General features: G+C 73.5%; 27 protein-coding genes. 17 read left to right on the top strand and 10 right to left on the bottom strand.

The features are described from left to right. Positions 1-126 precede the first annotated feature (126 nt). From ACFYNX_RS28455 to ACFYNX_RS28425, 7 genes are all read left to right on the top strand, one after another. Positions 127-996: a HipA family kinase gene (locus tag ACFYNX_RS28455; protein WP_388665380.1), complete on the top strand. Its 870-nt coding sequence runs from the start codon at positions 127-129 to the stop codon at positions 994-996. Next, entirely contained in the window at positions 993-1,376 is a 384-nt protein-coding gene (locus ACFYNX_RS28450) for a DUF3037 domain-containing protein (RefSeq protein WP_030214460.1), read from the top strand. Before ACFYNX_RS28455 ends, ACFYNX_RS28450 begins: the two co-directional genes overlap by 4 nt. Positions 1,377-1,554: 178 nt before the next feature. After that, on the top strand, positions 1,555-2,316 hold the full coding sequence (fabG, locus tag ACFYNX_RS28445) for a 3-oxoacyl-ACP reductase FabG (RefSeq protein ID WP_125660788.1): 762 nt from the start codon (positions 1,555-1,557) through the stop codon (positions 2,314-2,316). Between the two features lie 34 nt (positions 2,317-2,350). After that, entirely contained in the window at positions 2,351-3,118 is a 768-nt protein-coding gene (locus ACFYNX_RS28440) for an SDR family oxidoreductase (RefSeq protein WP_125660785.1), read from the top strand. Positions 3,119-3,266: 148 nt separating this feature from the next. Continuing rightward, a complete protein-coding gene (locus tag ACFYNX_RS28435; protein WP_388665377.1) occupies positions 3,267-4,847 on the top strand; it encodes an ABC transporter substrate-binding protein in 1,581 nt (526 codons plus the stop codon). A 90-nt stretch (positions 4,848-4,937) separates the two neighbouring features. After that, complete coding sequence (gene ung, locus ACFYNX_RS28430) at positions 4,938-5,621, top strand: uracil-DNA glycosylase (protein WP_125660780.1); 684 nt, start codon at positions 4,938-4,940, stop codon at positions 5,619-5,621. A 69-nt stretch (positions 5,622-5,690) separates the two neighbouring features. Further along, positions 5,691-6,164: a hypothetical protein gene (locus ACFYNX_RS28425; RefSeq protein WP_365547631.1), complete on the top strand. Its 474-nt coding sequence runs from the start codon at positions 5,691-5,693 to the stop codon at positions 6,162-6,164. 51 nt (positions 6,165-6,215) lie between these two features. Here the strand turns inward: ACFYNX_RS28425 and ACFYNX_RS28420 are convergent, their stop codons facing one another. From ACFYNX_RS28420 to ACFYNX_RS28410, 3 genes are all read right to left on the bottom strand, one after another. After that, positions 6,216-6,512, bottom strand: a complete 297-nt coding sequence (locus ACFYNX_RS28420; protein ID WP_388665375.1) for a hypothetical protein — start codon at positions 6,510-6,512, stop codon at positions 6,216-6,218. 166 nt (positions 6,513-6,678) lie between these two features. Next, positions 6,679-7,215, bottom strand: a complete 537-nt coding sequence (locus ACFYNX_RS28415) for a DinB family protein (RefSeq protein ID WP_365547636.1) — start codon at positions 7,213-7,215, stop codon at positions 6,679-6,681. Positions 7,216-7,249: 34 nt separating this feature from the next. Further along, the gene (locus tag ACFYNX_RS28410; RefSeq protein WP_388665373.1) at positions 7,250-7,864 is read right to left on the bottom strand and encodes a TetR/AcrR family transcriptional regulator; all 615 of its coding nucleotides are present in this window, start codon (positions 7,862-7,864) and stop codon (positions 7,250-7,252) included. Positions 7,865-7,983: 119 nt separating this feature from the next. Here ACFYNX_RS28410 and ACFYNX_RS28405 point away from each other — a divergent pair, with 119 nt between their 5' ends. Together ACFYNX_RS28405 and ACFYNX_RS28400 are read left to right on the top strand one after the other, a co-directional pair. Further along, positions 7,984-9,273, top strand: a complete 1,290-nt coding sequence (locus ACFYNX_RS28405) for an FAD-dependent monooxygenase (RefSeq protein WP_388665371.1) — start codon at positions 7,984-7,986, stop codon at positions 9,271-9,273. Between the two features lie 56 nt (positions 9,274-9,329). Further along, positions 9,330-10,235 (top strand): Gfo/Idh/MocA family protein, encoded by a 906-nt coding sequence (locus ACFYNX_RS28400; RefSeq protein WP_388665369.1) that lies wholly within the window; start codon positions 9,330-9,332, stop codon positions 10,233-10,235. A 44-nt stretch (positions 10,236-10,279) separates the two neighbouring features. On the opposite strand, the gene ACFYNX_RS28395 is transcribed toward ACFYNX_RS28400, so the two are convergent. The 3 genes from ACFYNX_RS28395 to ACFYNX_RS28385 all read right to left on the bottom strand — a co-directional run bounded on the left by ACFYNX_RS28395 (position 10,280) and on the right by ACFYNX_RS28385 (position 12,307). Continuing rightward, complete coding sequence (locus ACFYNX_RS28395; protein WP_185893328.1) at positions 10,280-10,453, bottom strand: hypothetical protein; 174 nt, start codon at positions 10,451-10,453, stop codon at positions 10,280-10,282. A gap of 86 nt (positions 10,454-10,539) precedes the next feature. After that, positions 10,540-11,412, bottom strand: coding sequence for an undecaprenyl-diphosphate phosphatase (locus ACFYNX_RS28390; protein ID WP_388665367.1), 873 nt, complete (start codon positions 11,410-11,412; stop codon positions 10,540-10,542). A 139-nt stretch (positions 11,413-11,551) separates the two neighbouring features. After that, entirely contained in the window at positions 11,552-12,307 is a 756-nt protein-coding gene (locus tag ACFYNX_RS28385; protein ID WP_388665365.1) for a TVP38/TMEM64 family protein, read from the bottom strand. 131 nt (positions 12,308-12,438) lie between these two features. Between ACFYNX_RS28385 and ACFYNX_RS28380 the strand changes: the two genes are divergently transcribed. The 3 genes from ACFYNX_RS28380 to ACFYNX_RS28370 all read left to right on the top strand — a co-directional run bounded on the left by ACFYNX_RS28380 (position 12,439) and on the right by ACFYNX_RS28370 (position 15,083). After that, positions 12,439-13,320 carry a DNA alkylation repair protein gene (locus ACFYNX_RS28380; RefSeq protein ID WP_388665363.1) on the top strand — a complete coding sequence of 294 codons (882 nt, stop codon included), beginning with the start codon at positions 12,439-12,441 and terminating at the stop codon, positions 13,318-13,320. Next, complete coding sequence (locus ACFYNX_RS28375) at positions 13,317-14,171, top strand: patatin-like phospholipase family protein (RefSeq protein WP_388665361.1); 855 nt, start codon at positions 13,317-13,319, stop codon at positions 14,169-14,171. The genes ACFYNX_RS28380 and ACFYNX_RS28375 overlap by 4 nt, the downstream gene beginning before the upstream one ends. Before the next feature lie 66 nt (positions 14,172-14,237). Continuing rightward, positions 14,238-15,083, top strand: coding sequence for a fused MFS/spermidine synthase (locus tag ACFYNX_RS28370; protein WP_365547656.1), 846 nt, complete (start codon positions 14,238-14,240; stop codon positions 15,081-15,083). Here ACFYNX_RS28370 and ACFYNX_RS28365 read toward each other — a convergent pair. Together ACFYNX_RS28365 and ACFYNX_RS28360 are read right to left on the bottom strand one after the other, a co-directional pair. Further along, on the bottom strand, positions 15,045-16,397 hold the full coding sequence (locus ACFYNX_RS28365) for an MFS transporter (RefSeq protein ID WP_388665359.1): 1,353 nt from the start codon (positions 16,395-16,397) through the stop codon (positions 15,045-15,047). The genes ACFYNX_RS28370 and ACFYNX_RS28365 overlap by 39 nt on opposite strands. Before the next feature lie 111 nt (positions 16,398-16,508). Beyond that, positions 16,509-17,648 (bottom strand): hypothetical protein, encoded by a 1,140-nt coding sequence (locus ACFYNX_RS28360; RefSeq protein WP_388665357.1) that lies wholly within the window; start codon positions 17,646-17,648, stop codon positions 16,509-16,511. A gap of 133 nt (positions 17,649-17,781) precedes the next feature. Between ACFYNX_RS28360 and ACFYNX_RS28355 the strand changes: the two genes are divergently transcribed. Beyond that, entirely contained in the window at positions 17,782-18,219 is a 438-nt protein-coding gene (locus ACFYNX_RS28355) for a DUF4442 domain-containing protein (protein WP_030214413.1), read from the top strand. A 216-nt stretch (positions 18,220-18,435) separates the two neighbouring features. Then, entirely contained in the window at positions 18,436-19,095 is a 660-nt protein-coding gene (locus ACFYNX_RS28350) for a DedA family protein (protein ID WP_388665355.1), read from the top strand. A gap of 77 nt (positions 19,096-19,172) precedes the next feature. On the opposite strand, the gene ACFYNX_RS28345 is transcribed toward ACFYNX_RS28350, so the two are convergent. Beyond that, complete coding sequence (locus tag ACFYNX_RS28345; RefSeq protein WP_365547664.1) at positions 19,173-19,700, bottom strand: gamma carbonic anhydrase family protein; 528 nt, start codon at positions 19,698-19,700, stop codon at positions 19,173-19,175. Between the two features lie 147 nt (positions 19,701-19,847). On the opposite strand from ACFYNX_RS28345, the gene ACFYNX_RS28340 reads away from it, so the two are divergent. After that, positions 19,848-20,606: an acyltransferase gene (locus ACFYNX_RS28340; protein WP_388665353.1), complete on the top strand. Its 759-nt coding sequence runs from the start codon at positions 19,848-19,850 to the stop codon at positions 20,604-20,606. An 87-nt stretch (positions 20,607-20,693) separates the two neighbouring features. Then, positions 20,694-21,257 carry a YbaK/EbsC family protein gene (locus ACFYNX_RS28335; RefSeq protein ID WP_365547669.1) on the top strand — a complete coding sequence of 188 codons (564 nt, stop codon included), beginning with the start codon at positions 20,694-20,696 and terminating at the stop codon, positions 21,255-21,257. A 9-nt stretch (positions 21,258-21,266) separates the two neighbouring features. Here ACFYNX_RS28335 and ACFYNX_RS28330 read toward each other — a convergent pair whose 3' ends face one another. Further along, positions 21,267-21,707, bottom strand: a complete 441-nt coding sequence (locus tag ACFYNX_RS28330) for a CoA-binding protein (RefSeq protein WP_365547672.1) — start codon at positions 21,705-21,707, stop codon at positions 21,267-21,269. A gap of 124 nt (positions 21,708-21,831) precedes the next feature. On the opposite strand from ACFYNX_RS28330, the gene ACFYNX_RS28325 reads away from it, so the two are divergent. After that, complete coding sequence (locus ACFYNX_RS28325) at positions 21,832-22,458, top strand: YigZ family protein (RefSeq protein ID WP_388665350.1); 627 nt, start codon at positions 21,832-21,834, stop codon at positions 22,456-22,458.

Genomic DNA, 22,458 nt, shown 5'->3' with positions numbered 1-22,458 from the left:
TCACTATCCTCGTTTCGTGCCGGAATGCGGTGGTGAGGGGAGCGGCGCCGACCGGCGCTCCCGCCCCCGCGCCCCGGAGAACGCGTTCATGGACTGTAGGGCTGAAGAGATGGGTGGCCTGGGAAAGTGTTGGAAGAGGTCATAGCGACCCGCTATGTCACGCCCCTGCGTGAAGGCGGCTCGCTCCCCGGGATCGTCGAGGCCGACGACCTCGGCACGTACGTCATGAAGTTCACCGGCGCGGGACAGGGACGCAAGACCCTGGTCGCCGAGGTGATCTGCGGGCAGCTCGCCCGCCGGCTCGGGCTGCGGGTGCCCGAGCTCGTCACCCTCCAGCTCGACCCCGTCATCGGGCTCTCCGAACCCGACCAGGAGGTGCAGGAGCTGCTCAAGGCGAGCGGCGGGCTCAACCTGGGCATGGACTTCCTGCCGGGGTCGCTGGGCTTCGACCCGCTGGCGTACGAGGTGGACCCGGCCGAGGCGGGAAGGGTCGTCTGGTTCGACGCCGTCGTCAACAACGTCGACCGGTCCTGGCGCAACCCGAACATGCTCGTCTGGCACGGCGACCTGTGGCTCATCGACCACGGCGCCACCATGATCTGGCACCACAACTGGCCGGGGGCCGCCGCCTCCGCCGCCAAGCCGTACGACGCCTCCGACCACGCGCTCGCCCCCTTCGCGCCCGACGTGGCCGCCGCGGCCGCCGAGCTCGCGCCGCTCGTCACCCGCGAGCTCCTCGACGAGGTCGCCGCCGACGTGCCCGACGAGTGGCTCCTCGACGAGCCCGGCTTCACGGGCGCGGACGAGGTGCGCGCCGCCTACGTCGAGGCGCTGCTGCCCCGCGCCGCCACCATCCACGAGCGCATCACGCTCGGACCGCGCACCGAGGGCCGGCCCCAGCAGCCGCCCGGCTGGCTCGCCGACCGCCTCGCGCCCCGGCCGCACCCCACCCAGAAGGCCACCGAGAAGGCCACCGAGAAGGACGGCACCACGTGAGCGACCGTGACGTCTTCGAGTACGCGCTGCTGCGCGTGGTGCCGCGCGTCGAGCGCGGCGAGTGCTTCAACGCGGGCGTGGTCGTCTACTGCCGCGCCCGCTCCTTCGTGGCCGCCCGCACGCACCTCGACGAGGCCAAGCTGACCGTGCTCGACCCGGCGGCCGACGTGACCGGGGTGCGCGCGGCCCTCCGGGCCGTCGAGGGGGTCTGCCTCGGCGGGGACGCGGCCGGGCAGGCCGCGCGCGACGACGCGGGGCGCCGCTTCCGCTGGCTGATCGCGCCGCGCTCCACGGTCGTGCAGCCGGGGCCCGTGCACACGGGCCTCACCGCCGATCCCGAGGCCGAGGTGGAACGCCTGCTCGATCTCCTCGTGCGCTGAGGGTCCGCCCCCGGACGGAGGGTGACCAGGTGCACCCGATGGGCCGTTGACACCGGGTGCCAGGGCTTCTAGCGTCTCGTCTGCGGACGATACTAAGCGGTCGCTCATGTGCGGGGCGCAGGAGCGGACGACGGTCCGGCCGCCACCAGGGACGATCCAAGGGCGAGGAGAACCAAGCATGTCCACCACCGAGCAGCGCGTAGCCGTCGTCACGGGTGCCGCACGGGGCATCGGCGCGGCCACCGCGATCCGCCTCGCGGCCGAGGGCCGCGCCGTCGCCGTACTCGACCTCGACGAGGCGGCCTGCAAGGACACCGTCGAGAAGATCACCGCCGCGGGCGGCACCGCCCTCGCGGTCGGCTGCGACGTCTCCGACGGCGCCCGGGTGGAGGCCGCCGTGGCGCGCGTCGCCGCCGAGCTCGGAGCGCCGACGATCCTCGTCAACAACGCGGGCGTGCTCCGCGACAACCTGCTCTTCAAGATGTCCGAGTCGGACTGGGACCTCGTCATGAACGTGCACCTCAAGGGTGCCTTCCTGATGGCGAAGGCCTGTCAGAAGCACATGGTGGACGCGGGCTTCGGCCGGATCGTCTCCCTCTCCTCCTCCTCGGCGCTCGGCAACCGCGGCCAGGCCAACTACTCGGCCGTCAAGGCCGGTCTCCAGGGCTTCACCAAGACCCTCGCCAAGGAGCTGGGCAAGTTCGGCGTCACCGCCAACGCCGTCGCCCCGGGCTTCATCGTCACCGAGATGACCGCGCAGACCGCCGAGCGCGTCGGCATGGGCTTCGAGGAGTTCCAGGCCGCCGCCGCCTCCATGATCCCGGTGCAGCGGGTCGGCCGCCCCGAGGACGTCGCGAACGCGATCGCGTTCTTCACGGGCGACGACGCCGGCTTCGTCTCCGGCCAGGTCATGTACGTGGCCGGCGGCCCCCTCAACTGACGACCGGCAGCGACACGAGCAGGAGGAGACGGACATGAGCACGCAGGAACCGCCGGAGCCGTCCGGCAAGGTCGCCCTGGTCACCGGGGCGAGCCGCGGCATCGGCTACGGCATCGCCGAGGCCCTGGTCGCCCGCGGCGACCGGGTCGTCATCACCGGGCGCGGCGAGGAGGCCCTCAAGGAGGCCGTGGAGCGCCTCGGCGCGGACCGGGCGATCGGCGTCCCCGGCAAGGCCCACGACGAGGCCCACCAGGCCGCCGCCGTCGAGGCGGCTATGGACGGTTTCGGCCGGGTGGACTTCCTGATCAACAACGCCGGTACGAATCCGGTCTTCGGCCCCATCGCGGACCTGGATCTCAATGTGGCCCGCAAGGTCTTCGAGACGAATGTGATCTCCGCGCTCGGCTTCGCCCAGCGGACCTGGCACGCCTGGCAGAAGCACAACGGCGGCGCGATCGTGAACATCGCCTCGATCGCCGGCGTATCCGCCTCGCCCTTCATCGGGGCGTACGGAATGAGCAAGGCCGCGATGGTCAATCTGACCCTTCAGCTCGCGCACGAATTCGCGCCGGTCGTACGGGTCAACGCAATCGCCCCGGCCGTCGTCAAGACGAAATTCGCGCAGGCGCTCTACGAGGGCCGCGAGGCGGAGGCCGCCGCCTCCTATCCGCTCGGCCGACTCGGCGAGCCGGCCGACATCGGCGGTGCTGCGGCCTTCCTCACCTCCTCCCAGTCGGAGTGGATCACCGGCCAGACGCTCGTCGTCGACGGCGGGATTTTCCTGAACGCCGGAGTCGGGTGACCGATAACCGGACACTTTCCGGAATTCGTGTCCGGATTGACCCCGGTTCTGCCTCGAATGACTCAAGTGCCCCGTCGGGCTCGAACATTGACCTGACGGGGTGCTGCGGTATCGTCGGCCGACCCATGGCTGAACGAGGAGCGTGCACGTGTTCAACCGGACCAGTCTGCAGGCGGCTGCAGCCCTTGTGTCCATATCCCTGGTGACCGGATGCGGTGTCTTTTCGGACAGTGAATCCGCCGGGGATCAGAGACTCGTGGTCGGCACGACGAGTTCTCCCTCCACGCTTGATCCAGCCGCGTCCTGGGACAATGCCTGGGAGCTCTTCCGGAATGTCTTCCAGACCCTGGTGAGTTTCCCGACGGGCAGCACGACGCCGCAGTCGGACGCCGCCGACTGCAAGTTCACGGACACCGCCAGCCGGGTCTTCGAGTGCGAGCTCATCGACGGCCTCACGTTCTCCAACGGGCACAAGCTGGACGCCAAGGCCGTGCAGTACTCGATCGAGCGCATCCGCACGATCAACCACAAGGGCGGCCCCAACGGCATGCTGGGCTCCCTGGACAAGATCGAGACCGTCGGCGACCGCACGGTCGTCTTCCGCCTCAACAAGCCGGACGCCACCTTCCCGTTCGTCCTTGCCACCCCCGCCATGTCCATCGTGGACCCGGCCGACTACCCGGCCGACCGGCTCCGCTCGAAGGACGGCAAGGTCAGCGGCTCGGGCCCCTACGTCCTCGACTCCTACACCGAGGGCGAGTCGGCGGAGCTGACGAAGAACCCCACGTACAAGGGGTTCGCGCACCTCAAGAACGGGGGGGTGACCATCAAGTACTTCAAGGAGTCCGAGGCGATGGTCGCGGCGCTCCGGAAGAAGGAGATCGACGCCACCTACCGCGGCCTCACCGCCGAGGAGGTCGTCTCCCTCCAGGACGACAAGCCCGAGAACCAGGGCCTCCAGCTCGTCGAGTCGACCGGCACCGACATCCGCTACCTCGTCTTCAACGCCCAGGACCCCTCGGTCGCCAAGCTCCCCGTCCGCAAGGCCATCGCCCAGCTCGTCGACCGCGACGAACTGGTCGACCGGGTCTACCAGGGCACCGCCGAGCCCCTGTACTCCATGGTGCCCAAGGGCATCGCGGCCCACGGCACCCAGTTCTTCGACCGCTTCGGCACGCCGAGCGCCGAGAAGGCCGAGAAGATCCTCCGCGAGGCCGGCATCGACGAGCCCGTCAAGCTGACCTTCTGGTACACCACGGACCGCTACGGCTCCTCGACGGCCGCCGAGTTCAAGGAGCTCAAGCGGCAGCTCGAGGAGTCCGGGCTCTTCCGGGTCACCCTCCAGGGCAAGCCCTGGACGGAGTACCAGGCGGCCTACCAGAAGGGCGAGTACCCGGTCTTCGGCCGCGGCTGGTTCCCCGACTTCCCGGACCCGGACAACTTCGTCGCGCCCTTCGTGGGCAAGGAGAACGTCCTCGGCACGCCCTACCTGAGCCCCCGGATCACCGACCAGATCCTCCCGAAGTCCCGCCGCCAGAGCGACCGCGGAACCGTCACGGACGAGTTCGTGGAGGCCCAGGAGATCATGGTCAAGGACGTCCGGCTGCTGCCCCTGTGGCAGGGCAAGCTCTACATCGCGGCCCGCGAGGACATCGGCGGCGGCGAGCGCGCCCTCGACCCGCAGACGGTCATGCAGATGTGGGAGCTGCACCGCCGGGCGAGCTGGTAGCCGGTACCGGAAGGCCTGCGGGGGCCGCTGTCAGTGGCCCCCGGTAGGTTCTGGGACGTAGACAGGAACGTCCACCGGAGGTTGTTGACCGTGACCGACACCAGCATGCTGCCCGAGTCCTGGCGGGGTGTTCTCGGCGAGGAGCTGCAGAAGCCGTACTTCGAGCAGCTCACCGAGTTCGTCGAGGAGGAGCGCGCCAAGGGACCGGTCTTCCCCCCGAAGGACGAGGTGTTCGCCGCCCTCGACGCCACCCCGTACGACAAGGTGAAGGTCCTGATCCTCGGTCAGGACCCCTACCACGGCGAGGGCCAGGGCCACGGCCTCTGCTTCTCGGTCCGCCCCGGCGTGAAGACCCCGCCCTCCCTGCGGAACATCTACAAGGAGATGAACGCCGAGCTCGGCCTCCCGATCCCGGACAACGGCTATCTGATGCCGTGGGCCGAGCAGGGCGTCCTCCTGCTCAACGCCGTGCTGACCGTCCGCGCCGGCGAGGCGAACTCGCACAAGGGCAAGGGCTGGGAGAAGTTCACGGACGCGGTCATCACCGCGGTCGCCTCGCGCCCCGACCCGGCCGTCTTCGTCCTGTGGGGCAACTACGCGCAGAAGAAGCTGCCGCTCATCGACGAGGAGCGGCACGTGGTGGTGAAGGGCGCCCACCCCTCGCCCCTGTCGGCGAAGAAGTTCTTCGGATCGCACCCCTTCACGCAGATCGACGAGGCCGTGGCGGCCCAGGGCCACGAGCCGATCGACTGGCGCATCCCCGACCTCGGCTGAGCCTCGGCCCGATCCGGGCCGGCGACGGCTAGCGTCGGCCCTCCCAGTGGTGATCTTGTGGAGGTCGCGGTGACCGAGCAGCAGCAGGTGTCGGACGACGGGGTCATGACCAGGATCGGGCAGACCCTGATGCTGCTCCACGGCGGCGACCGCGAGGAGGCCCGCAACCGCTTCGGGACGCTCTGGCAGCAGATCGGCCCGGACGGGGACCCCCTGCACCGCTGCACCCTCGCGCACTACATGGCGGACACCCAGGACGACCCCGAGACCGAGCTGGCCTGGGACCTGCGGGCGCTGAGCGCGGCCGGGGACCTCACGGACGAGCGGCTCGCCGCGCACGACGCGTCGGCCGCGGTCCGGGCGCTGTACCCCTCGCTCCACCTCAACCTGGCCGCCGACTACGTCAAGCTCCACCGACCCGACGCCGCGCGCGCCCATCTGGACCTGGCCCGCGCGGCGTCGGCCCACCTCGACGACGACGGCTACGGGAACGGGGTACGGGCCGCGATCGAGCGCCTGGAGCTGCGACTGCGGGGGGAGTGAGGGACCGCCGACCGCTCTGGGAGGGCGCCCCCCCGGGGGCCTACCGCCGACTCACTGTCCGTACGGGGCGGGCGGCGCGGCCGGTCCGTACGGGGCCGGCCGGGCCGACGCGCGCGGCTGTTCCCGTCGTCGCGGTACGAGGTCGGGGCGGGGCTCCCGCGGAAGCGGCGGGGCCGCCGCGGACGGCGGGGGAGCGGGGAGCGCCGCTTCGAGGGCCTCGCGGGCCGGGCCGTCGACGATCTGCGGTGCGACGTCCTTCCCGGGCCGTACGGGCTCCGCCGCCGGGGCGGCGGGGGCGGGCGCGGCCGGTGGCGCGTCGACCGAGACGCAGCCGGTCAGGGCGGCCATCGCCGCCCCTAACAGGATCTTCGCTGTGGTTCGGGTTCCATGCACCCGCGCCACTCTGCTGCTCCGGCGGTGATCTTCGCGCCCCTACCGGCGGGGAATGCCCCGCACGGGTGAGCCGGCGCGTGTCCGCCCTTGACCCGCCGTGCGGCCCGGCGGTCCGGTCGCCTCAGTCGCCGGTCGCGCCGTCGATCCGCTCCCGGAGCAGGTCCGCGTGGCCGTTGTGGCGGGCGTACTCCTCGATCATGTGGAGGTAGATCCAGCGGAGGTTGTACTTCTCCCCGTTCTGGCGCCTGCCGACGCCCAGGTCGTCGAGGCCGCGGGTCGCCGCCAGGGCGCGGGCGTGGGCGATCTCGGCCTGCCAGGTGGCATGGGCCTCCTCGTAGGTGTCCCCCTCCCCGGTGTGGATGTCCCGGTCGAGGTCCTCCTCCGTCGAGTAGATCCAGGGGGCTTCCTCGCCGGCCAGGGTGTGGCGGAACCAGCCGCGCTCGACCTCGGCCATGTGCCGGACGAGACCGAGCAGGTTGAGGTCCGAGGGCGGGACGGAGGGGGTGCGCAGTCGGGCGTCGTCCAGCCCCTCGCACTTCCTCGCGAGGGTCGCGCGGTGGAAGTCGAGCCACTGCTCCAGCGCTTCGCGCTCGCCCGAGGTGGTGGACGGGGAGACGCGCGGGGTGGTGTCGCTCTGTTCGGTGATCATGCCCGGCATCGTCCCCCATGACCGGGAGACGGCGCCAGGGGATTCACGCCGGTGCGGACCGGGGCGGGCCCCCGAGCATGCCGCGCAACAACTCGTCGATTCCGGTGCGCAGTTCCGCGAGGCCCGGCACGGACGCGTGGAAGGAGCCCGCCGCGCAGGAGAACATCAGCCCCTCGGACCAGGCGATCAGGGACAGCGCGTGCCGTTCGGGGGACGCCGAGCCGGCCGCCGCCATCATCGCGGTCAGCGGGTCGTGGAACACCGCGCCCGCCCGGTCGAAGAAGCTCCGCAGCTCGGGGCGGCGGGTGGCCTCCAGGGCCAGCTCGTAGCGGGAGACGAGCAGCGGGCGGTGGTCGGTGAGGTAGCGGTGCAGGGCGAGGGCCAGCGCGTCCACGAGCGCGTCCCCGCCGCCGTCCGGACCCGGCATCTCGTGCGGGGTGAGGACCCGGGACTCCAGCTCGACCTGGCGCCGCACGGCCGTCTCCAGGAGGGCCTGGCGGGTGCGGGCGTGGTTGGACGTCGACCCCTGCGGCAGCCCGGCCCGCTCGTCCACGGCCCGGTGGGTGAGGCCCCGCATCCCCCGTTCGACGAGCAGGTCGAGGGCGGCGTCGCCGATCCGGTCGGCACGCGAGGCGGGGAAGTCGGGAACCGCGGTCATGGAGGACAACCTACTACCGGCCCCTCCCCGCGGCACTACACCTGTAGTACGGTCGTGGTGCCGGGGTCACTACACCTGTAGTTTCCGGTTCGACGGTCGCCCGCCCCGAGGGAGCAGCCATGGAACAGCACCGCGCCGACACGAGCCGCCCCGACCCGAGCCGCCCCGACGCAGACGGCTCCGGCCCGGACGGCCCCGACGCGCGCCGTGCCCTCGTCGTCGGAGCCGGCATCGGAGGGCTCACCGCCGCCGTCGCCCTGCACCGGCGGGGCTGGCGGGTCACCGTCCTGGAACGGGCCGCCGACCTCACCCCCGTCGGCGCCGGCATCGGCCTCGCGCCCAACGCCCAGCGGGCCCTGGACGTCGTCGGCCTCGGCGACCGGGTCCGCGCCCTCTCCGCCTGGCAGGGGGACGGTGGCATGCGGACCCCCGGCGGCCGCTGGCTCGTCCGTACCGACGCGGCGGCCGCCGCCGCGCGCTTCGGCGGCCCCCTCGTCCTCCTCCACCGCGCCACCCTCGTGGAGATCCTCACCTCCGCCCTCCCGGACGGGACCGTCCGGACCGGCACGACCGCCACGGTGACGGACCCGGGGGACGACCGACGCCCGGCCCGCGTCACGGCCGTGACCGGGAGAGGGGAGACGGAGTGGGAGGCCGAGCTCGTCCTCGCCGCCGACGGCATCCACTCCGCGACCCGGCGGGCGCTCTTCCCCGGCCACCCCGGCCCCCGCTACTCCGGCCGCACCAGTTGGCGCATGGTCGTGCCCGCCCCCGCACGCCCCTTCGCGCCGCACGAGACCTGGGGCGCCGGACGGTTGTGGGGCACCCAGCCGCTCAAGGACGGCCGGGTCTACGCGTACGCCATGGCCAATGCCCCCGAGGGCGCCCGCGCGCCCGACGACGAGAGGGCCGAACTCCTGCGCCTCTTCGAAGGCTGGCACCACCCGGTGCCCGAGCTCCTCGCCGCCGTCGCACCCGACCGGGTCCTGCGGCACGACGTGCACCACCTGATCACCCCGCTGCCCGCGTACCACCGGGGCAGGGTGGCCCTCCTCGGGGACGCCGCGCACGCGATGATGCCGTCCCTCGGCCAGGGCGGGAACCAGGCCGTCGAGGACGCCGTCGTCCTCGCCCACCACGCGTGCGCCGACGCCGCGTTCACGCCGAGCCGCGCGCTCGCCGCCTACACGGCGGACCGGCTGCCGCGCACCACCGCCGTCGTCCGCAAGGCCGCCCGCACCGGAGCGCTCACGATGCTCTCCGCCCGCCCGGCCGTCGCCCTGCGCTCCGCCCTCGTCGTCGCCGTCTCCCGTCTCGGACCCGGCTTCCTCCTGCGGGGCTTCGACGGCATCGCCGACTGGCGGCCGCCCGGCGGCCCGGCCCGCCCCGGCCCGTCCCGCGTAAGCTGACCGGCGCGAACGGCCCGTACGAGCGGGGCCGGCGAACGACGACAAGGGAGACACCCGTGAAGGTTGGCTGCATCGGACTCGGCGACATCGCGCAGAAGGCCTACCTCCCGGTCCTCGCCACCCTCCCCGGGGTCGAACTGCACCTCCAGACCCGCACCCCCGCCACCCTGGAGCGGGTCGCCGACACCCTGCACCTGCCCGCCGCCCGGCGCCACACCACCCTCGACGGGCTGCTCTCCGCCGGACTCGACGCGGCCTTCGTGCACGCCTCGACCGCCGCGCACGCCGAGATCGCCGAGCGGCTCGTCGAGGCCGGCGTCCCCACGTACGTCGACAAGCCCCTCGCCTACGAGTACGCCGACTCCGAGCGGATCGTGGAGCTCGCGGAGAAGCGCGCGGTCTCCCTCGCCATCGGCTTCAACCGGCGCTTCGCCCCGGGCTACGCCCAGTGCCTCGACCACCCGCGCGACCTGATCCTGCTCCAGAAGAACCGGATCGGCCTGCCCGAGGACCCCCGCACGCTGGTCCTCGACGACTTCATCCACGTCGTCGACACCCTGCGCTTCCTGCTGCCCGGCGAGGTCGAGCACGTCGACGTGCGGGCCCGGGTCCGCGACGGGCTCATGCACCACGTGGTGCTCCAGCTCTCCGGCGACGGGTTCACCGCCCTCGGCATGATGAACCGGATGAACGGCTCCACCGAGGAGGTCCTGGAGGTCTCGGGCCGGGACACCAAGCGCCAGGTCCTCAACCTCTCCGACGTCGTCGACCACAAGGGCCAGCCGACCGTCCGCCGGCGCGGCGACTGGGTGCCCGTGGCCCGCCAGCGCGGCATCGAGCAGGCCGTGCTCGCCTTCCTCGACGCGGTGCGCGAGGGCCGGGTGCTGGGCGCCCGCGACGCCCTGCTCACCCACGAACTGTGCGAGCGGGTCGTACGGGAGTCGCTGGCCCAGGCGTCCTGACGCACGGGGGCCTCCGGAGCCGTACGGGCGCCGCGCCGGGGAGCCTAAGCGGCGAGCTCCTGCTCGGCGCGCACCGCGGCCTCCCACTCGAGGAGCAGCCGGGCGTACTCCTCGCGGTCCGCCCCGGTGAGCTCGCCGCGGCCGAGCAGAGCACGGATCCGGCAGTTGATGACGGCGGGATCGGCGGTCTGGGCGGCGGGCTCGGGGGTCTTGGACATGAGGACAAGCCTACGGGGCGGGACTGACAGAACCGGCCCCCGGACGACGTGACTCGTGTCTCCGACGGGAGAGGAGCGGGAGACGATCAGCCCGCCGACTCGCCCGCGTGCGGGCTCAGGACGTCCGTGCCGACCAGGATGAAGAGCAGGATGCCCAGCAGGATCCGGTAGATCACGAAGGGCATGAAGCTCTTGGTGGTGATGAACTTCATGAACCACGCGATGACGGCGTAGCCGACGGCGAAGGCGATGATCGTCGCGAAGATCGTCGGGCCCCAGGAGACGTGCCCCTCGCCCGCGTCCTTCAGCTCGTACGCGCCCGAGGCGAGGACCGCCGGGATCGCGAGGAGGAAGGAGTAGCGGGCCGCCGCCTCGCGGGTGTAGCCCATGAGCAGGCCGCCGGAGATCGTCGCGCCCGAGCGGGAGACGCCGGGGACCAGGGCCATGGCCTGGCAGACGCCGTAGATCAGGCCGTCCCGCACGCCGAGGTCCTTGAGCGTCTTGCGCTCGCGGATCGCCCGGTGGCGGCCGCCGATCTCGTCCCGGGCGGCCAGCCGGTCCGCGACGCCGAGGACGACGCCCATGACGATCAGGGTGGTGGCGATGAGCCGCAGGTCCCGGAAGGGGCCCTCGATCTGGTCCTTGAGCGTGATGCCGAGGACGCCGATCGGGATCGAGCCGACGATCACCAGCCAGCCCATCTGGGCGTCGTGGTCGGACCGCATCGACTTGTCGGTGAGGGAACGGAACCAGGCCGAGACGATCCGGACGATGTCCTTGCGGAAGTAGATCAGGACCGCCGTCTCCGTACCGATCTGGGTGATCGCGGTGAACGCCGCCCCCGGATCGTGCCAGCCGGCGAACGCCGCCGTGAGGCGCAGGTGCGCGCTGGAGGAGATGGGGAGGAACTCCGTCAGCCCCTGGACGAGTCCCAGGATGAACGATTCGAACCAACTCATGGGGCCAGGGCCGTCCCGTTATGTACGTGTGTGGTCAGAAGGTCGTGCGCAGCGTACCGCCCAGAGGTGAAGAATCCCCCGACAGAGCATGTACACGAGGTAGCGCCCGCCATATCTCCCGGAACGCCGTCGGCAAACCTCAGCGGGCTCCTGCCACCAGCTCCGGCTCCGGCACGTCGTCCCGCGCGGGAGCCGCAGCCCGCAGGCCGTGGCGCTTGCGCCAGGCCACCACCGCGGCGCCGAGCCCCGACAGGACGATGAAGCCCGCGGAGAAGAGGAAGGCCGGCGAATCCGGCGAACCGGCCTGGGCGCCCGCCACCACGTACGCCGCCGTGTTCGGGACCGAACCGATCCCCGTCGCCAGGAGGAACGGCACGTACTTCATCCGGGAGACCGCCGCGCAGTAGTTGGCCGCGGCGAACGGCACCCCGGGGAACAGCCGGATCGCCAGCATCGAACGGAACCCGTGCCGGCTCAACTGCCCGTCCGCCGCCGTCAGCCAGCGGCCCCGCACCAGCGGCCGCAGCGCGTCCTGCCCCAGGTACCGGCCGAGGGTGAACGAGATCCCGGCGCCGAGCACCGTCCCCGCGACCGCCCCCGTCAGACCGGCGGCCGAGCCGAAGAGCGCGCCCGCCGCCAGGTTCAGGACGGGGCGCGGCACGAAGGCCGCCGTGCACACCCCGTACGCCAGGGCGAAGAGCAGCACCGCGTCCGCGCCGCTCGTCCGCGGCGGCCGGCCCGAGGCCAGCAGCCGCTGCGGCTCGTAGAGCACCACGAGGACGGCCGCCGTGAGCAGCAGCAGCGCGAGCAGCGAGAGGCGCGAGCGGGGGGCGAGGAGGGCCCGGGAACAGCGGGCGGCGAGGGAGCCCGGCGGCCGGGGCACGGAAGCGAGCATTCGGGGAGAGTAACGGACGGGTGCGTAGGAGCGCCGTAATGTGCGTCATGTCCGTCCGGACCGGATTCCGGAACGCGCCGCGACCGAGAGGCCCGTCCCATGACCGATTCCGTCGCCGGAGGGATCCCGCGATGACCGATCCCACGCCCGGGAGAGCCCCGGCCGAGAGGTCTCCGGCGGCCGGGGCCGCGTCCGGAGGAGCCTCGACCCGGAGGCCCCCGGCGGTCGGCCCCGGGGTCACGGGCGCCCCGGCCGAGACGCCCCTCACGGGGGTCGGTTCCGTACCCGCCAGCGCCCTCGCCGACACCGTCCTCGAACGGCTCACCGCCCTCTACCCCGCCGCCGGGAACCCCTTCCGCGCGCAGGAGACGGTCGCGTACATGAAGGGCGTCGCGCCCTTCCTCGGGGTGCGGACGCCCGAGCGCCGGGCCCTGTCCCGGACCGTCCTCGACGGCACCCCCCGCCCCGACGAGGACGACTGCGCCGCGATCGCCCTGCGCTGCTTCGCGCTGCCCGAGCGCGAGTACCACTACTTCGCCGTCGACTACCTCCGCCGCCACGTGCGGCGCTGCTCCTCCGGCTTCCTGCCCGTCGCCCGCCGCCTCGTCACCACCGTCTCCTGGTGGGACACGGTCGACCACCTCGCGGCCCACGTCGTCGGCGGCCTGGTCGCGGCCGACCCCGCCCTCGCCGCCGAGATGGACGCGTGGATCGACGACGAGGACCTGTGGGTCGCGCGCACCGCCCTCCTCCACCAGCTCCGCTTCAAGGGGGCCACCGACGCGGACCGCCTCTTCGGCCACTGCCTGCGCCGCGCCGGCCACCCCGACTTCTTCGTCCGCAAGGCGATCGGCTGGAGCCTGCGCGAGTACGCCAAGACGGCCCCCGCCGAGGTCCGCGCCTTCGTCGCCGCCCACGGATCCCGGCTCTCCCCCCTCTCCGTCCGCGAGGCCCTCAAGAACCTCACCCCGCCCGCCGATCTCCCCAACCGCCGGACCAGAATGGGGACATGACGCAGAAGACGGAGCGGCGGACGGCACTGGTACTGGGCGCGGGCGGCATGGTCGGGGCCGCCTGGGAGACCGGCGTGCTGCGGGGACTCCTCGACGCCGGCACCGACCTGACCGGGGCGGACCTCGTCGTCGGCAGCTCCGCCGGCGCGGTCGTCGGGGCGCGGCTCGGCGCGATCGGCCTCCCCGAGCTGTACGAGCGGGAGCTCGGCGACGAGGACGTGGAACCCGCCGCGCGCCTCGGAGGCCCCACGCTCCTGCGGTACGCCGTCGCCGTCCTGCGCTCCCGCACCCCGGAGGAGTACGGACGCAGGATCGGCCGGCTCGCCCTCGGGTCCCGCACCGTCGACGGGGCGACCCGCCGGGAGACCGTGGTCCGGCGGCTCGGACCGGCCACGGAGTGGCCCGGCCGGCCGCTGCTCGTGACCGCCGTCGACGCCGTCACCGGCGAGCTCGTCGCGTACGGCGCGACCGACGGCGTCCCCCTGGCCGACGCCGTCACCGCGAGCTGCGCCGTCCCCGGCCTCTGGCCCCCGGCCACCGTCGGCGGGCGCCGGCTGATCGACGGCGGCATCCACTCCACGGCCAACGCCCACCTCGCCGCCGGATACGAGGGTGTCGTCGTCCTCGCCCCCGACGGACGCGGCAGCAAGGTGATCCCCTCGCCGGAGCGGCAGGGCGCCGACCTCGCCGCCGCGGGGGCCCGCGTCGAGGTGATCACCCCCGACGCCGACTCCCGCGCGGCCTTCGGACGCAACGCGCTCGACCCCGCCCATCGGGCCGCCGCGGCCCGCGCCGGACGCGCCCAGGCCGCCCGCCACGCGAAGGCCGTCGCCGCCGTCCGGAACGGCTGACCCCGCGACCGGCGGGTGCCCGGCCCCGTCCCGCACCGGTCCGTCCCGCCCCGTCACAATGGAGGCGTGAACGAGCACATCCCCGTCGTCCGCGAGGTCGACCAGGGCACCGCGCGCCTGATGCCCGACGTGGACCGGGAGCGGGCCTGGCTCCTGACGGTCGACGGCGCACCCCAGTCGTACGTCGACCTCGACGACCCGGCACACCTGGAGTTCGAGTACGCGCGCCGGCTCGCCCACGTCGTCGACGGCGCGGCCGGCGAGGGCGAGCCACTGGACGTCCTGCACCTGGGCGGCGGGGCGCTCTCCCTGCCCCGGTACGTCGCCGTCACCCGGCCCGGCTCGCGCCAGGACGTGGTCGAGGCGGACCGCGGTCTGCTCGCCCTGGTCGCGGAGCACCTGCCGCTCCCCGCGGACTCCGGGATCGCCGTGCACGGCGCGGACGCCCGGCGCTGGCTGGAGGCGGCGCCCACCGCCTCGGCCGACCTGATCGTCGGCGACGTCTTCGGCGGCTCGCGCGTGCCCGCCCACCTCACCTCCGTCGAGTACGCGCGCGAGGTCGGGCGCGTCCTGCGGCCCGGCGGCGTCTACGCCGCCAACCTGGCCGACGGCGCCCCCTTCGCCTTCCTCCGCTCCCAGCTCGCCACCTTCGCCGCCGTCCTCCCCGAGCTCGCGCTCGTCGCCGAACCGGGGGTCCTGCGCGGCCGCCGCTTCGGCAACGCCGTCCTGGTCGCCTCCACGCGCCCGCTCGACACCGCCCGCCTCGCGCGCCGGGCCGCGGCGGACGCGTTCCCCGCGCGCGTGGAGCACGGGGACGCGCTCGCCCGGTTCACCGGGAACGCGGAACCGGTCGGGGACGCGGGGGCCGTGCCGTCACCCGTTCCCCCGGACGGCGCCTTCGGCATCGGCTGAGCGCGCCTGCGGCGGCACGGCTCCCGGCTCCTTCCCCACGGGCACGTGCGGACGCCGGGTCAGGTTCCGCACGTCCGGCACCAGCAGGACGAGGGCGGTGACGAGCACCATCAGCGCCGCCGCGCCCCACAGCGCCCCGCTCCGGCCGAACGCGCCCTCCGCCGGGCCCGCGAGCGCCGTCGTCAGCGGCAGCAGGGCCGTCGAACCGAACCAGTCGTAGGCGGAGACCCGGGACAGCTTCTCCTCCGGGATCTCCTGGTGCATCGTCGTCATCCACGAGACGCCGAAGACCTCGATCGCCACGCCGCTCACGAACATCGCGGCCGTCAGGCCGATCGCGGGCAGCGGCACCGCGAGCGCCGCCGAGGGCAGCGCGATCGGGAAGACGCCCAGCGTCCCGACGAACAGCATCCGGCGCGGCTTCCACCGGGTCATCAGGACCGCGCCGGCGACCGTCCCCACTCCGTACGCGGCGAGCGCGAAGCCCCAGGGGCGCGCGCCGCCCAGCTCCTCCCGGGCGACCAGCGGCCCGTACACCGCCTCGACCGCCCCGATCAGTCCCACCACCACGGAGAACTGGGCGACGATCGACCACAGCCAGGGGCGGCCGACGAACTCCTGCCAGCCCTCCCGCAGGTCGGCGAGGAGACCGCCGCCGGGGGCGCGCTCGGGGACGCCCTTCACGTCGAGGAAGGCGCGCAGCCCGCCCGCGACGGCGAAGGCGACGGCGTCGACCACGAGGACCCAGCCGGATCCGACGAAGGCGACGAGCGCGCCGCCGAGCGCGGCGCCACCGATGGAGGCGCCGTGCATCGCCATCCGGAAGACGGCGAACGCCCGGCTCGCCTGCTCCCCGCTGACGGTGGCCAGGAGCATGCCCTCGGCCGCCGGGTTGAAGAAGGCCTGGCCGGTGCCGCAGAGCGCGGTGAGCACCATCATCTGCCAGACGCGGGCCCCGCCGGAGAGGACGAGGGCGGCGAAGACGGCCTGCGACACGCAGTTGAGGGCGTTGGCGGCGACCATCACCCGGTGCCGGGGCAGCCGGTCGGCGACGGCGCCGCCGACGAGCAGGAAGAGGACGAGCGGCAGGAAGCGCGCCATCGCCACGAGGCCGACGTCGCCCGCGTCGCCGCCGGAGTCGAAGACCGCCCAGGTGGTGGCGATCAGGGCGCCGTGCGTGCCGAGGTTGGTCACGACCGTGGCGGCGGTCAGCAGGAGGTAGTTGCGTCCGGCCCACTCGGGCCGGCGGGAGCGGGTCGGGGCGGGGGAGCCGGGAGGGGCGGAGGGAGCGGGGGAGCCGGCGGGTGAGGTCACCCCGGGACTATCCCCGCCACCTGCCCGAACTGCCAAACCGCCGTGCGGACGGGCCGTGGCTCCCCGGGGCGGCGGCCCGCCGCCCCGGGAACCACCACTGGTCTCCGGCCGTCACGAGTCCTCGGCGAGCCGGACCGTGGAGAGGATCTGCCGGATCGTGGCGTCCGGCAGTTCGCCGGAGACGCCGTCGGCCGCGTTGAGGACCCAGGTCGAGAAGTCGTTCTTCGCGTTCTTGAAGGTGAAGGCGATCGCCTTGCCGTCCGACTCGCACTTGTTGCGCTTCTTGACGCCCGGCGCGGTGGCCGTCGACAGGCTGCCGGCCAGGCCCGACTTCGTCGTGTACGGCACGGCCTTGGTGATCTTGATCGTGTTGCGCGGCATGTGCTGCGCGTAGCCGCCCCACACCCACGTGGCGGCCTCGTTGTACGCGGCCTCCGCGGTGCTCTTGGCACCCTGGCCGCCCTTGGTGCCGGCCGACGCCAGGCTCCAGGACTCCTCGCTGCCGTCCTTGTTGGTGTCGTAGGTGCACCACTTGCTCTTGAGGTGCGTGGGCCCGGACATCGTGACGAGCGGGGTGCCGTCGCCCTTCTTCTCGTCCTCCAGGAAGCTGATCGTCCCGGGCTTCGCCACGTCCCACTCCGGCGGCACGTCGAAGAGGGTGCCGTACTTCGGGTTGTAGACGACCTTCCAGCCGGGGATCGTCGGCTGCCGCGCGGCGTCGTCGCGCGGGTTGTCGAGGTCGGACGACGGGCCGGGCTCGGGGGCCGTCGACGGGTCCACGGAGGCGGTGGCCGTCGCGGACGGCTTCGGGTCGGCGACGGCCGGCTTCTCGTCGTCCTCGCCGAGCACCAGGAAGGCGGTGACGCCGGCCGCGACGACCACGGCGGTCGCGGCGACGATCGCCACGACGGTCGTCCTCTTCTTCCCGCCGGGACCGCCCGGGCCGCCGGGCTGCCCCGGTCCCGGGACCGCGTACTGCTGCGGCACGGTCGGCTGCTGGTACGGGTTCACCTGTCCCGGCTGCGGGCCGTACCCCTGCTGCGGGTACCCCGGCGGGACCGGCGGCTGCCGGCCGTACCCCGGCTGCTGCTGCGGATGGCCCGGCTGCGCCGGTGGCTGCTGCGGGTATCCGGGCGGGGCCGGCGGCTGCTGGTACGGGTTCGGCTGCTGGTACCCCGGCTGCTGGTAGGGGTTCTGACTCTGGTCCTGCGGGTTCTGCTCGCCCCCGGGCGGCTGCTGTCCTGGCCACATGGCCAGTAACCATAGAGGTGCGGGGGGCGTCCGACCACGCCCGCCCCCGGTCCCGGGAGTCCGCGAAGGTCCCGAGGGGGATGGCCAAGAGTTCTACCCGCGAGTAACATCACGCTCCATGAGCGCAGACCAGATGACCGTCGGCGAGATGCTCGCCGCGACGGTTCCCATGGCCGGGACCCTGAACCTGGAGTTCCTGGAGACCACCGCCGAGCGCGCCGTCGTGCGCCTGCCGGACCAGCCCGCCTACCACAACCACGTCGGCGGCCCGCACGCCGGAGCGATGTTCACCCTGGCCGAGTCCGCCAGCGGCGCCATCGTGCTCGCCGCCTTCGGCGACCAGTTGAGCCGCGCGGTCCCGCTCGCCGTCAAGGCCGAGATCGGCTATAAGAAGCTGGCCATGGGCGTCGTCACCGCCACCGCCACCCTGGGCCGCCCCGCCGCCGAGGTCGTCGCCGAGCTCGACGCCGGACAGCGCCCGGAGTTCCCGGTGCGGATCGACATCACCCGCGAGGACGGCGCCGTGACCGGCGAGATGACCGTCGTATGGACCCTGCGCCCGAACGCCTGACCCGGCCGGACCGCCGCTCCTCCGCCCCCGCACCCCTTCCGGCGCGGGGGCGGACGCGTTCCGCCGGGCCCGGCCCGCCCCGGCGCTCGGCGTCGGGGCCCGGCCTCCCCGACCGGGTAGGCTTCCCCGGCGTGCCCGCCGCGGTGCACGCCGGCGCCACGTCCCCCGACCACGGACGGGGCGCGCACAGGGGAGTCCACACGGGAGGAAGCCGCGTTGCACGTCCAGGAGTGGCTGGAGACCATCCCCCCGATCGCCGTCTACGTCCTCGTGGGAGTGGTGATCGGGCTGGAGAGCCTGGGCATCCCGCTGCCCGGAGAGATCGTCCTCGTCAGCTCGGCGCTGCTCGCCTCGCAGCACGGCGACATCAATCCGTACGTGCTCGGCGCCTGCGCCACCGCCGGCGCGATCGTCGGGGACTCGATCGGCTACGCCATCGGCCGCAAGGGCGGCAGACCCCTGCTCGCCTGGCTGGGGAGCAAGTTCCCCAAGCACTTCAGCGAGGCCAACATCGGACTCGCGGAGAGCTCCTTCCGGAAGTGGGGCATGTGGGCGGTCTTCTTCGGCCGCTTCGTCGCCCTCCTGCGCATCTTCGCCGGACCGCTCGCGGGCGTGCTGCACATGCCGTACTGGAAGTTCCTCGTCGCCAACGTCTTCGGCGGCATCCTGTGGGCCGGCGGCACCACGGCCGTCATCTACTCGGTCGGCGTCGTCGCCGAGGCGTGGCTGAAGCGCTTCTCCTGGCTCGGCCTCGTCCTGGCCGTCCTGATCGGCCTCACCTCGATGCTGGTCATCAAGAACCGCGCCAAGAAGGCGGCCGCCGAGCGGGCCGCCGCGTCCGCCGCCGAGCCGGAGCCGGCCCCGGTCGCGGACTGAGCACCTCCCGTACGGCACGGAGGGCGGCACCCCGGCGGGGTGCCGCCCTCCTCCGCGTGCCCGCCGTCCGGGCGCGCTCAGTCCTCGAAGGCCTCCGCGTGGCCCTTGGCGAGGTGCAGGTACATCTCGGCGTTGAGCCGGATGCCCGCCTGCTCCTCCTCGGTCAGCGGGCGGCGCACCTTCGCCGGGACCCCCGCGACCAGTGAGCCCGGCGGGACCTCCATGCCCTGCGGGACGAGCGCCTGGGCGGCGACGAGCGACCCGGCGCCGATCCGGGCCCCGTTGAGGACCGTGGCGCCCATGCCGACGAGCACGTCGTCCTCGATGACGCAGCCGTGCACGGTCGCGTTGTGCCCGACGGTCACCCGGGCCCCGATCGAGACGGGGAAGCCGGGGTCGACGTGGACCGTGCAGTTGTCCTGGACGTTGGAGTCCTCGCCGATCTCGATCGGGCCGCAGTCCGCCCGCAGCACCGTGTGGTACCAGACGTTCGCGCGGGCGCCGAGGGTGACCTCGCCGAGGACCACCGAGGTGGGGGCGGTGAAGGCCGTCGGGTCGATCCGCGGCTCCTTGCCGCCCACACCCTTGATCAACGCCTCTGTCATGGTTCCTCGCTCCTGGTCGTCAGCGGTCGTGTCGCGCCCGGGGATGCCCCCGCGCCGCAGCCTATGCCGTGCTCATGACGGGACTCATGACGGACATCACAGCGCACGGCGGTCATCGGGCGCGGCGCCGCCGACTACCGTGTCCGGGTGCCCAGGAACAGAAACACGTTCTCATCCCTCGCCGCTTGGCGGCGCCGGGTCGTCGCGCACGCCCTCCAGGGCGGCTGGCGCTGGGCGCAGCAGGCCGGCGCCGTCACCGCCGAGCACCAGGGGAGGCTGCGCTTCCGCCGGCTCGGCGAGGGCACCCGGCTCGCCTTCCCGCAGGGCACGGTCTTCGGCGAGCGGTGGATCGAGATCGGCGCGTGCTGCATCATCGCCGAGCAGGTCACGCTGACCGCCGGGATGCTGCCGGACCTCGACCTCGGCACCGAGACGGTCCTGACCCTCGGCGACGGGGTCGTCCTCGGCCGGGGCAGCCACGTCATCGCCGACGCGAGGGTGACGATCGGCTCGGACACGTACTGCGGCCCGTACGTCTACATCACCTCGACGAACCACAGCTACGACGACCCGGACGAGCCGGTCGGCCGCCAGTGGCCCCGCTCGGCACCGGTCTCCATAGGCCCCGGCTGCTGGCTCGGCACGGGCGCGGTGGTCCTCCCCGGCGCGCGCCTCGGCCGGAACGTGGTCGTCGCGGCGGGCGCGGTCGTGCGCGGCGAGGTCCCCGACCACGCGGTCGTGGCCGGCGCCCCGGCGAAGGTGGTCCGGAGCTGGGACCCGGAGAACGGCTGGCAGCCCCCGCTCCGCACCCCCGCGCCGGTCCCGATCCCGCGGGACGTCACCCCCGAGCAGCTCGCGGCGCTCGCGGCGTGGGAGGTCGAACAGGCGGGCACGGCGGCGTCCTGAGGGCCTGTTCGGGACTGTTCGTACGTCCCCGCCCGTACTCCGAGACGGCGCCCCGTCCACCCCGCGCCGGTTGTTAGCGTGGCGGGCATGCGCGCACCCATCGGAGACTTCACCGACGCCCGCCCCGCCGCGGACCGCCTCGACCTCCTGACCGGACCCGTCGCCGCCGCCGTCCGCGCCTGGACGGGACCCGTCCCCGCGGACCAGGTGCTCTACGTCGACACCGACCCGGCCGTCGCCGACACCGCCGTCTTCGTCGAGCACCACGGCGCCGACCTCCTCGACACCTCCGCGAACTGCGTGGTCGTGGCGGCCAAGCGGGGCGGTGGGACGACCCTCGCCGCCTGCGTCGTCGGCTCCGCCACCCGCGTCGACGTCAACGGAGCGGTGCGCCGTCACCTCGGCGCCCGCAAGGCCTCGTTCGCCCCGATGGACACGGCCACCGGCGAGAGCGGCATGGAGTACGGCGGCATCACCCCCGTCGGCCTCCCCGCCGACTGGCCGCTCCTCGTGGACGCCGCCGTCGTCGACACGCCCTGGGTCCTCGTCGGCAGCGGCCGCCGCCGGGGCAAGCTCATCCTGCCGGGCAAGGCCCTCGGCCAACTCCCCGGCGCGGTCGTCCTGGAGGGCCTCGGCGTTCCCCCGGCCTGATCCTTCCGGTCAGCCCAGACGCGGGATCTCGATCGCCGGGCAGCGGTCCATCACCATGTCCAGGCCCGCCTCGCGCGTACGGGCGAAGGCGGCCTCGTCGATCACGTCGAGCTGGAACCAGACCGCCTTGGCGCCGATCGCCACGGCCTCGTCGGCGACCCCGCCCGCCAGGTCGCCGTTGACGAAGACGTCGACGACGTCGACCGGGAACGGGACCTCGGCGAGGGAGGCGTAACCCCGCTCGCCGTGGACCGTCTCCGCCTTCGGGTGGACCGGGACGATCCGCTTCCCGAAGCGCTGGAGGACGGCCGCGACCCCGTAGGCCGCCCGCGCCCGGTTGTTCGAGAGGCCCACCACCGCCCAGGTGTCGCCCGTGGACGTCAGGATCCGCCGTACCGCCTCCGACGCGGAGTACTCGGCGGGACCGGTGGTCGTGCTGTCGGCGCTCATCGTCTCTGCTGCCTCTCCTCGGCGCGGTCCGTCTCCTGGGGGAACGAGCCGCGCCGGTCCTTGATTCCCGCGGCCCCCACCGGCCGCCGGGGAGCGCCGGCCCGGCGGAACGTAGGCTGGCCGGATGCAGGAGCAGTACCGCACCTTGGCCCGCGAGGGCGTGCACGAGACCGAGGTCAACCGTTCGCGCTTCCTCTGCGCGCTCGCGCCCGTCGCCGACGAGCGGGAGGCGCAGGAGTTCGTCGCGCGCGTCCGCGCGGAGCACCCGACGGCCACCCACAACTGCTTCGCCTACGTCCTCGGCGCCGACGCCTCCGTGCAGCGGGCCGGCGACGACGGCGAACCGGGCGGCACGGCCGGCGTCCCCATGCTCCAGATGCTGCTGCGCCGCGAGGTGCGGTACGTCGCCGCCGTCGTCACCCGCTACTACGGCGGCGTGAAGCTCGGCGCGGGCGGTCTGATCCGTGCCTACGGGGGAGCGGTCGGCGAGGCCCTCGACGCGCTCGGCACCGTGACCCGGCAGCGCTTCCGGCTCGCCACCGTCACCGTCGACCACCAGCGGGCGGGCAAGCTGGAGAACGACCTGCGGGCGACGGGCCGCGTCGTCCGGGACGTGCGGTACGCCGACGCCGTCACGATCGGGATCGGCCTCCCCGACGCCGACGTCGAGGCCTTCCGCGCCTGGCTCGCCGACGCCACGGCGGGCACGGCCGCCCTCGAACTCGGCGGCGAGGCGTACGGCGACGTGTGA

This window comes from Streptomyces sp. NPDC007872 (assembly GCF_042868165.1).
In the GTDB taxonomy this organism is placed as follows: domain Bacteria; phylum Actinomycetota; class Actinomycetes; order Streptomycetales; family Streptomycetaceae; genus Streptomyces.
This window is presented reverse-complemented; position numbering and strand designations above follow the sequence as displayed.

Coding starts and splice junctions, on each gene's coding strand:
- fabG (WP_125660788.1), top strand. CDS start 1,555: ATGTCCACCACCGAGCAGCGCGTAGCCGTCGTCACGGGTGCCGCACGG.
- ACFYNX_RS28440 (WP_125660785.1), top strand. CDS start 2,351: ATGAGCACGCAGGAACCGCCGGAGCCGTCCGGCAAGGTCGCCCTGGTC.
- ACFYNX_RS28420 (WP_388665375.1), bottom strand. CDS start 6,512: ATGGCCGCCCTGACCGGCTGCGTCTCGGTCGACGCGCCACCGGCCGCG.
- ACFYNX_RS28415 (WP_365547636.1), bottom strand. CDS start 7,215: ATGCCGGGCATGATCACCGAACAGAGCGACACCACCCCGCGCGTCTCC.
- ACFYNX_RS28410 (WP_388665373.1), bottom strand. CDS start 7,864: ATGACCGCGGTTCCCGACTTCCCCGCCTCGCGTGCCGACCGGATCGGC.
- ACFYNX_RS28405 (WP_388665371.1), top strand. CDS start 7,984: ATGGAACAGCACCGCGCCGACACGAGCCGCCCCGACCCGAGCCGCCCC.
- ACFYNX_RS28395 (WP_185893328.1), bottom strand. CDS start 10,453: ATGTCCAAGACCCCCGAGCCCGCCGCCCAGACCGCCGATCCCGCCGTC.
- ACFYNX_RS28390 (WP_388665367.1), bottom strand. CDS start 11,412: ATGAGTTGGTTCGAATCGTTCATCCTGGGACTCGTCCAGGGGCTGACG.
- ACFYNX_RS28385 (WP_388665365.1), bottom strand. CDS start 12,307: ATGCTCGCTTCCGTGCCCCGGCCGCCGGGCTCCCTCGCCGCCCGCTGT.
- ACFYNX_RS28380 (WP_388665363.1), top strand. CDS start 12,439: ATGACCGATCCCACGCCCGGGAGAGCCCCGGCCGAGAGGTCTCCGGCG.
- ACFYNX_RS28375 (WP_388665361.1), top strand. CDS start 13,317: ATGACGCAGAAGACGGAGCGGCGGACGGCACTGGTACTGGGCGCGGGC.
- ACFYNX_RS28360 (WP_388665357.1), bottom strand. CDS start 17,648: ATGTGGCCAGGACAGCAGCCGCCCGGGGGCGAGCAGAACCCGCAGGAC.
- ACFYNX_RS28355 (WP_030214413.1), top strand. CDS start 17,782: ATGACCGTCGGCGAGATGCTCGCCGCGACGGTTCCCATGGCCGGGACC.
- ACFYNX_RS28345 (WP_365547664.1), bottom strand. CDS start 19,700: ATGACAGAGGCGTTGATCAAGGGTGTGGGCGGCAAGGAGCCGCGGATC.
- ACFYNX_RS28335 (WP_365547669.1), top strand. CDS start 20,694: ATGCGCGCACCCATCGGAGACTTCACCGACGCCCGCCCCGCCGCGGAC.
- ACFYNX_RS28330 (WP_365547672.1), bottom strand. CDS start 21,707: ATGAGCGCCGACAGCACGACCACCGGTCCCGCCGAGTACTCCGCGTCG.
- ACFYNX_RS28325 (WP_388665350.1), top strand. CDS start 21,832: ATGCAGGAGCAGTACCGCACCTTGGCCCGCGAGGGCGTGCACGAGACC.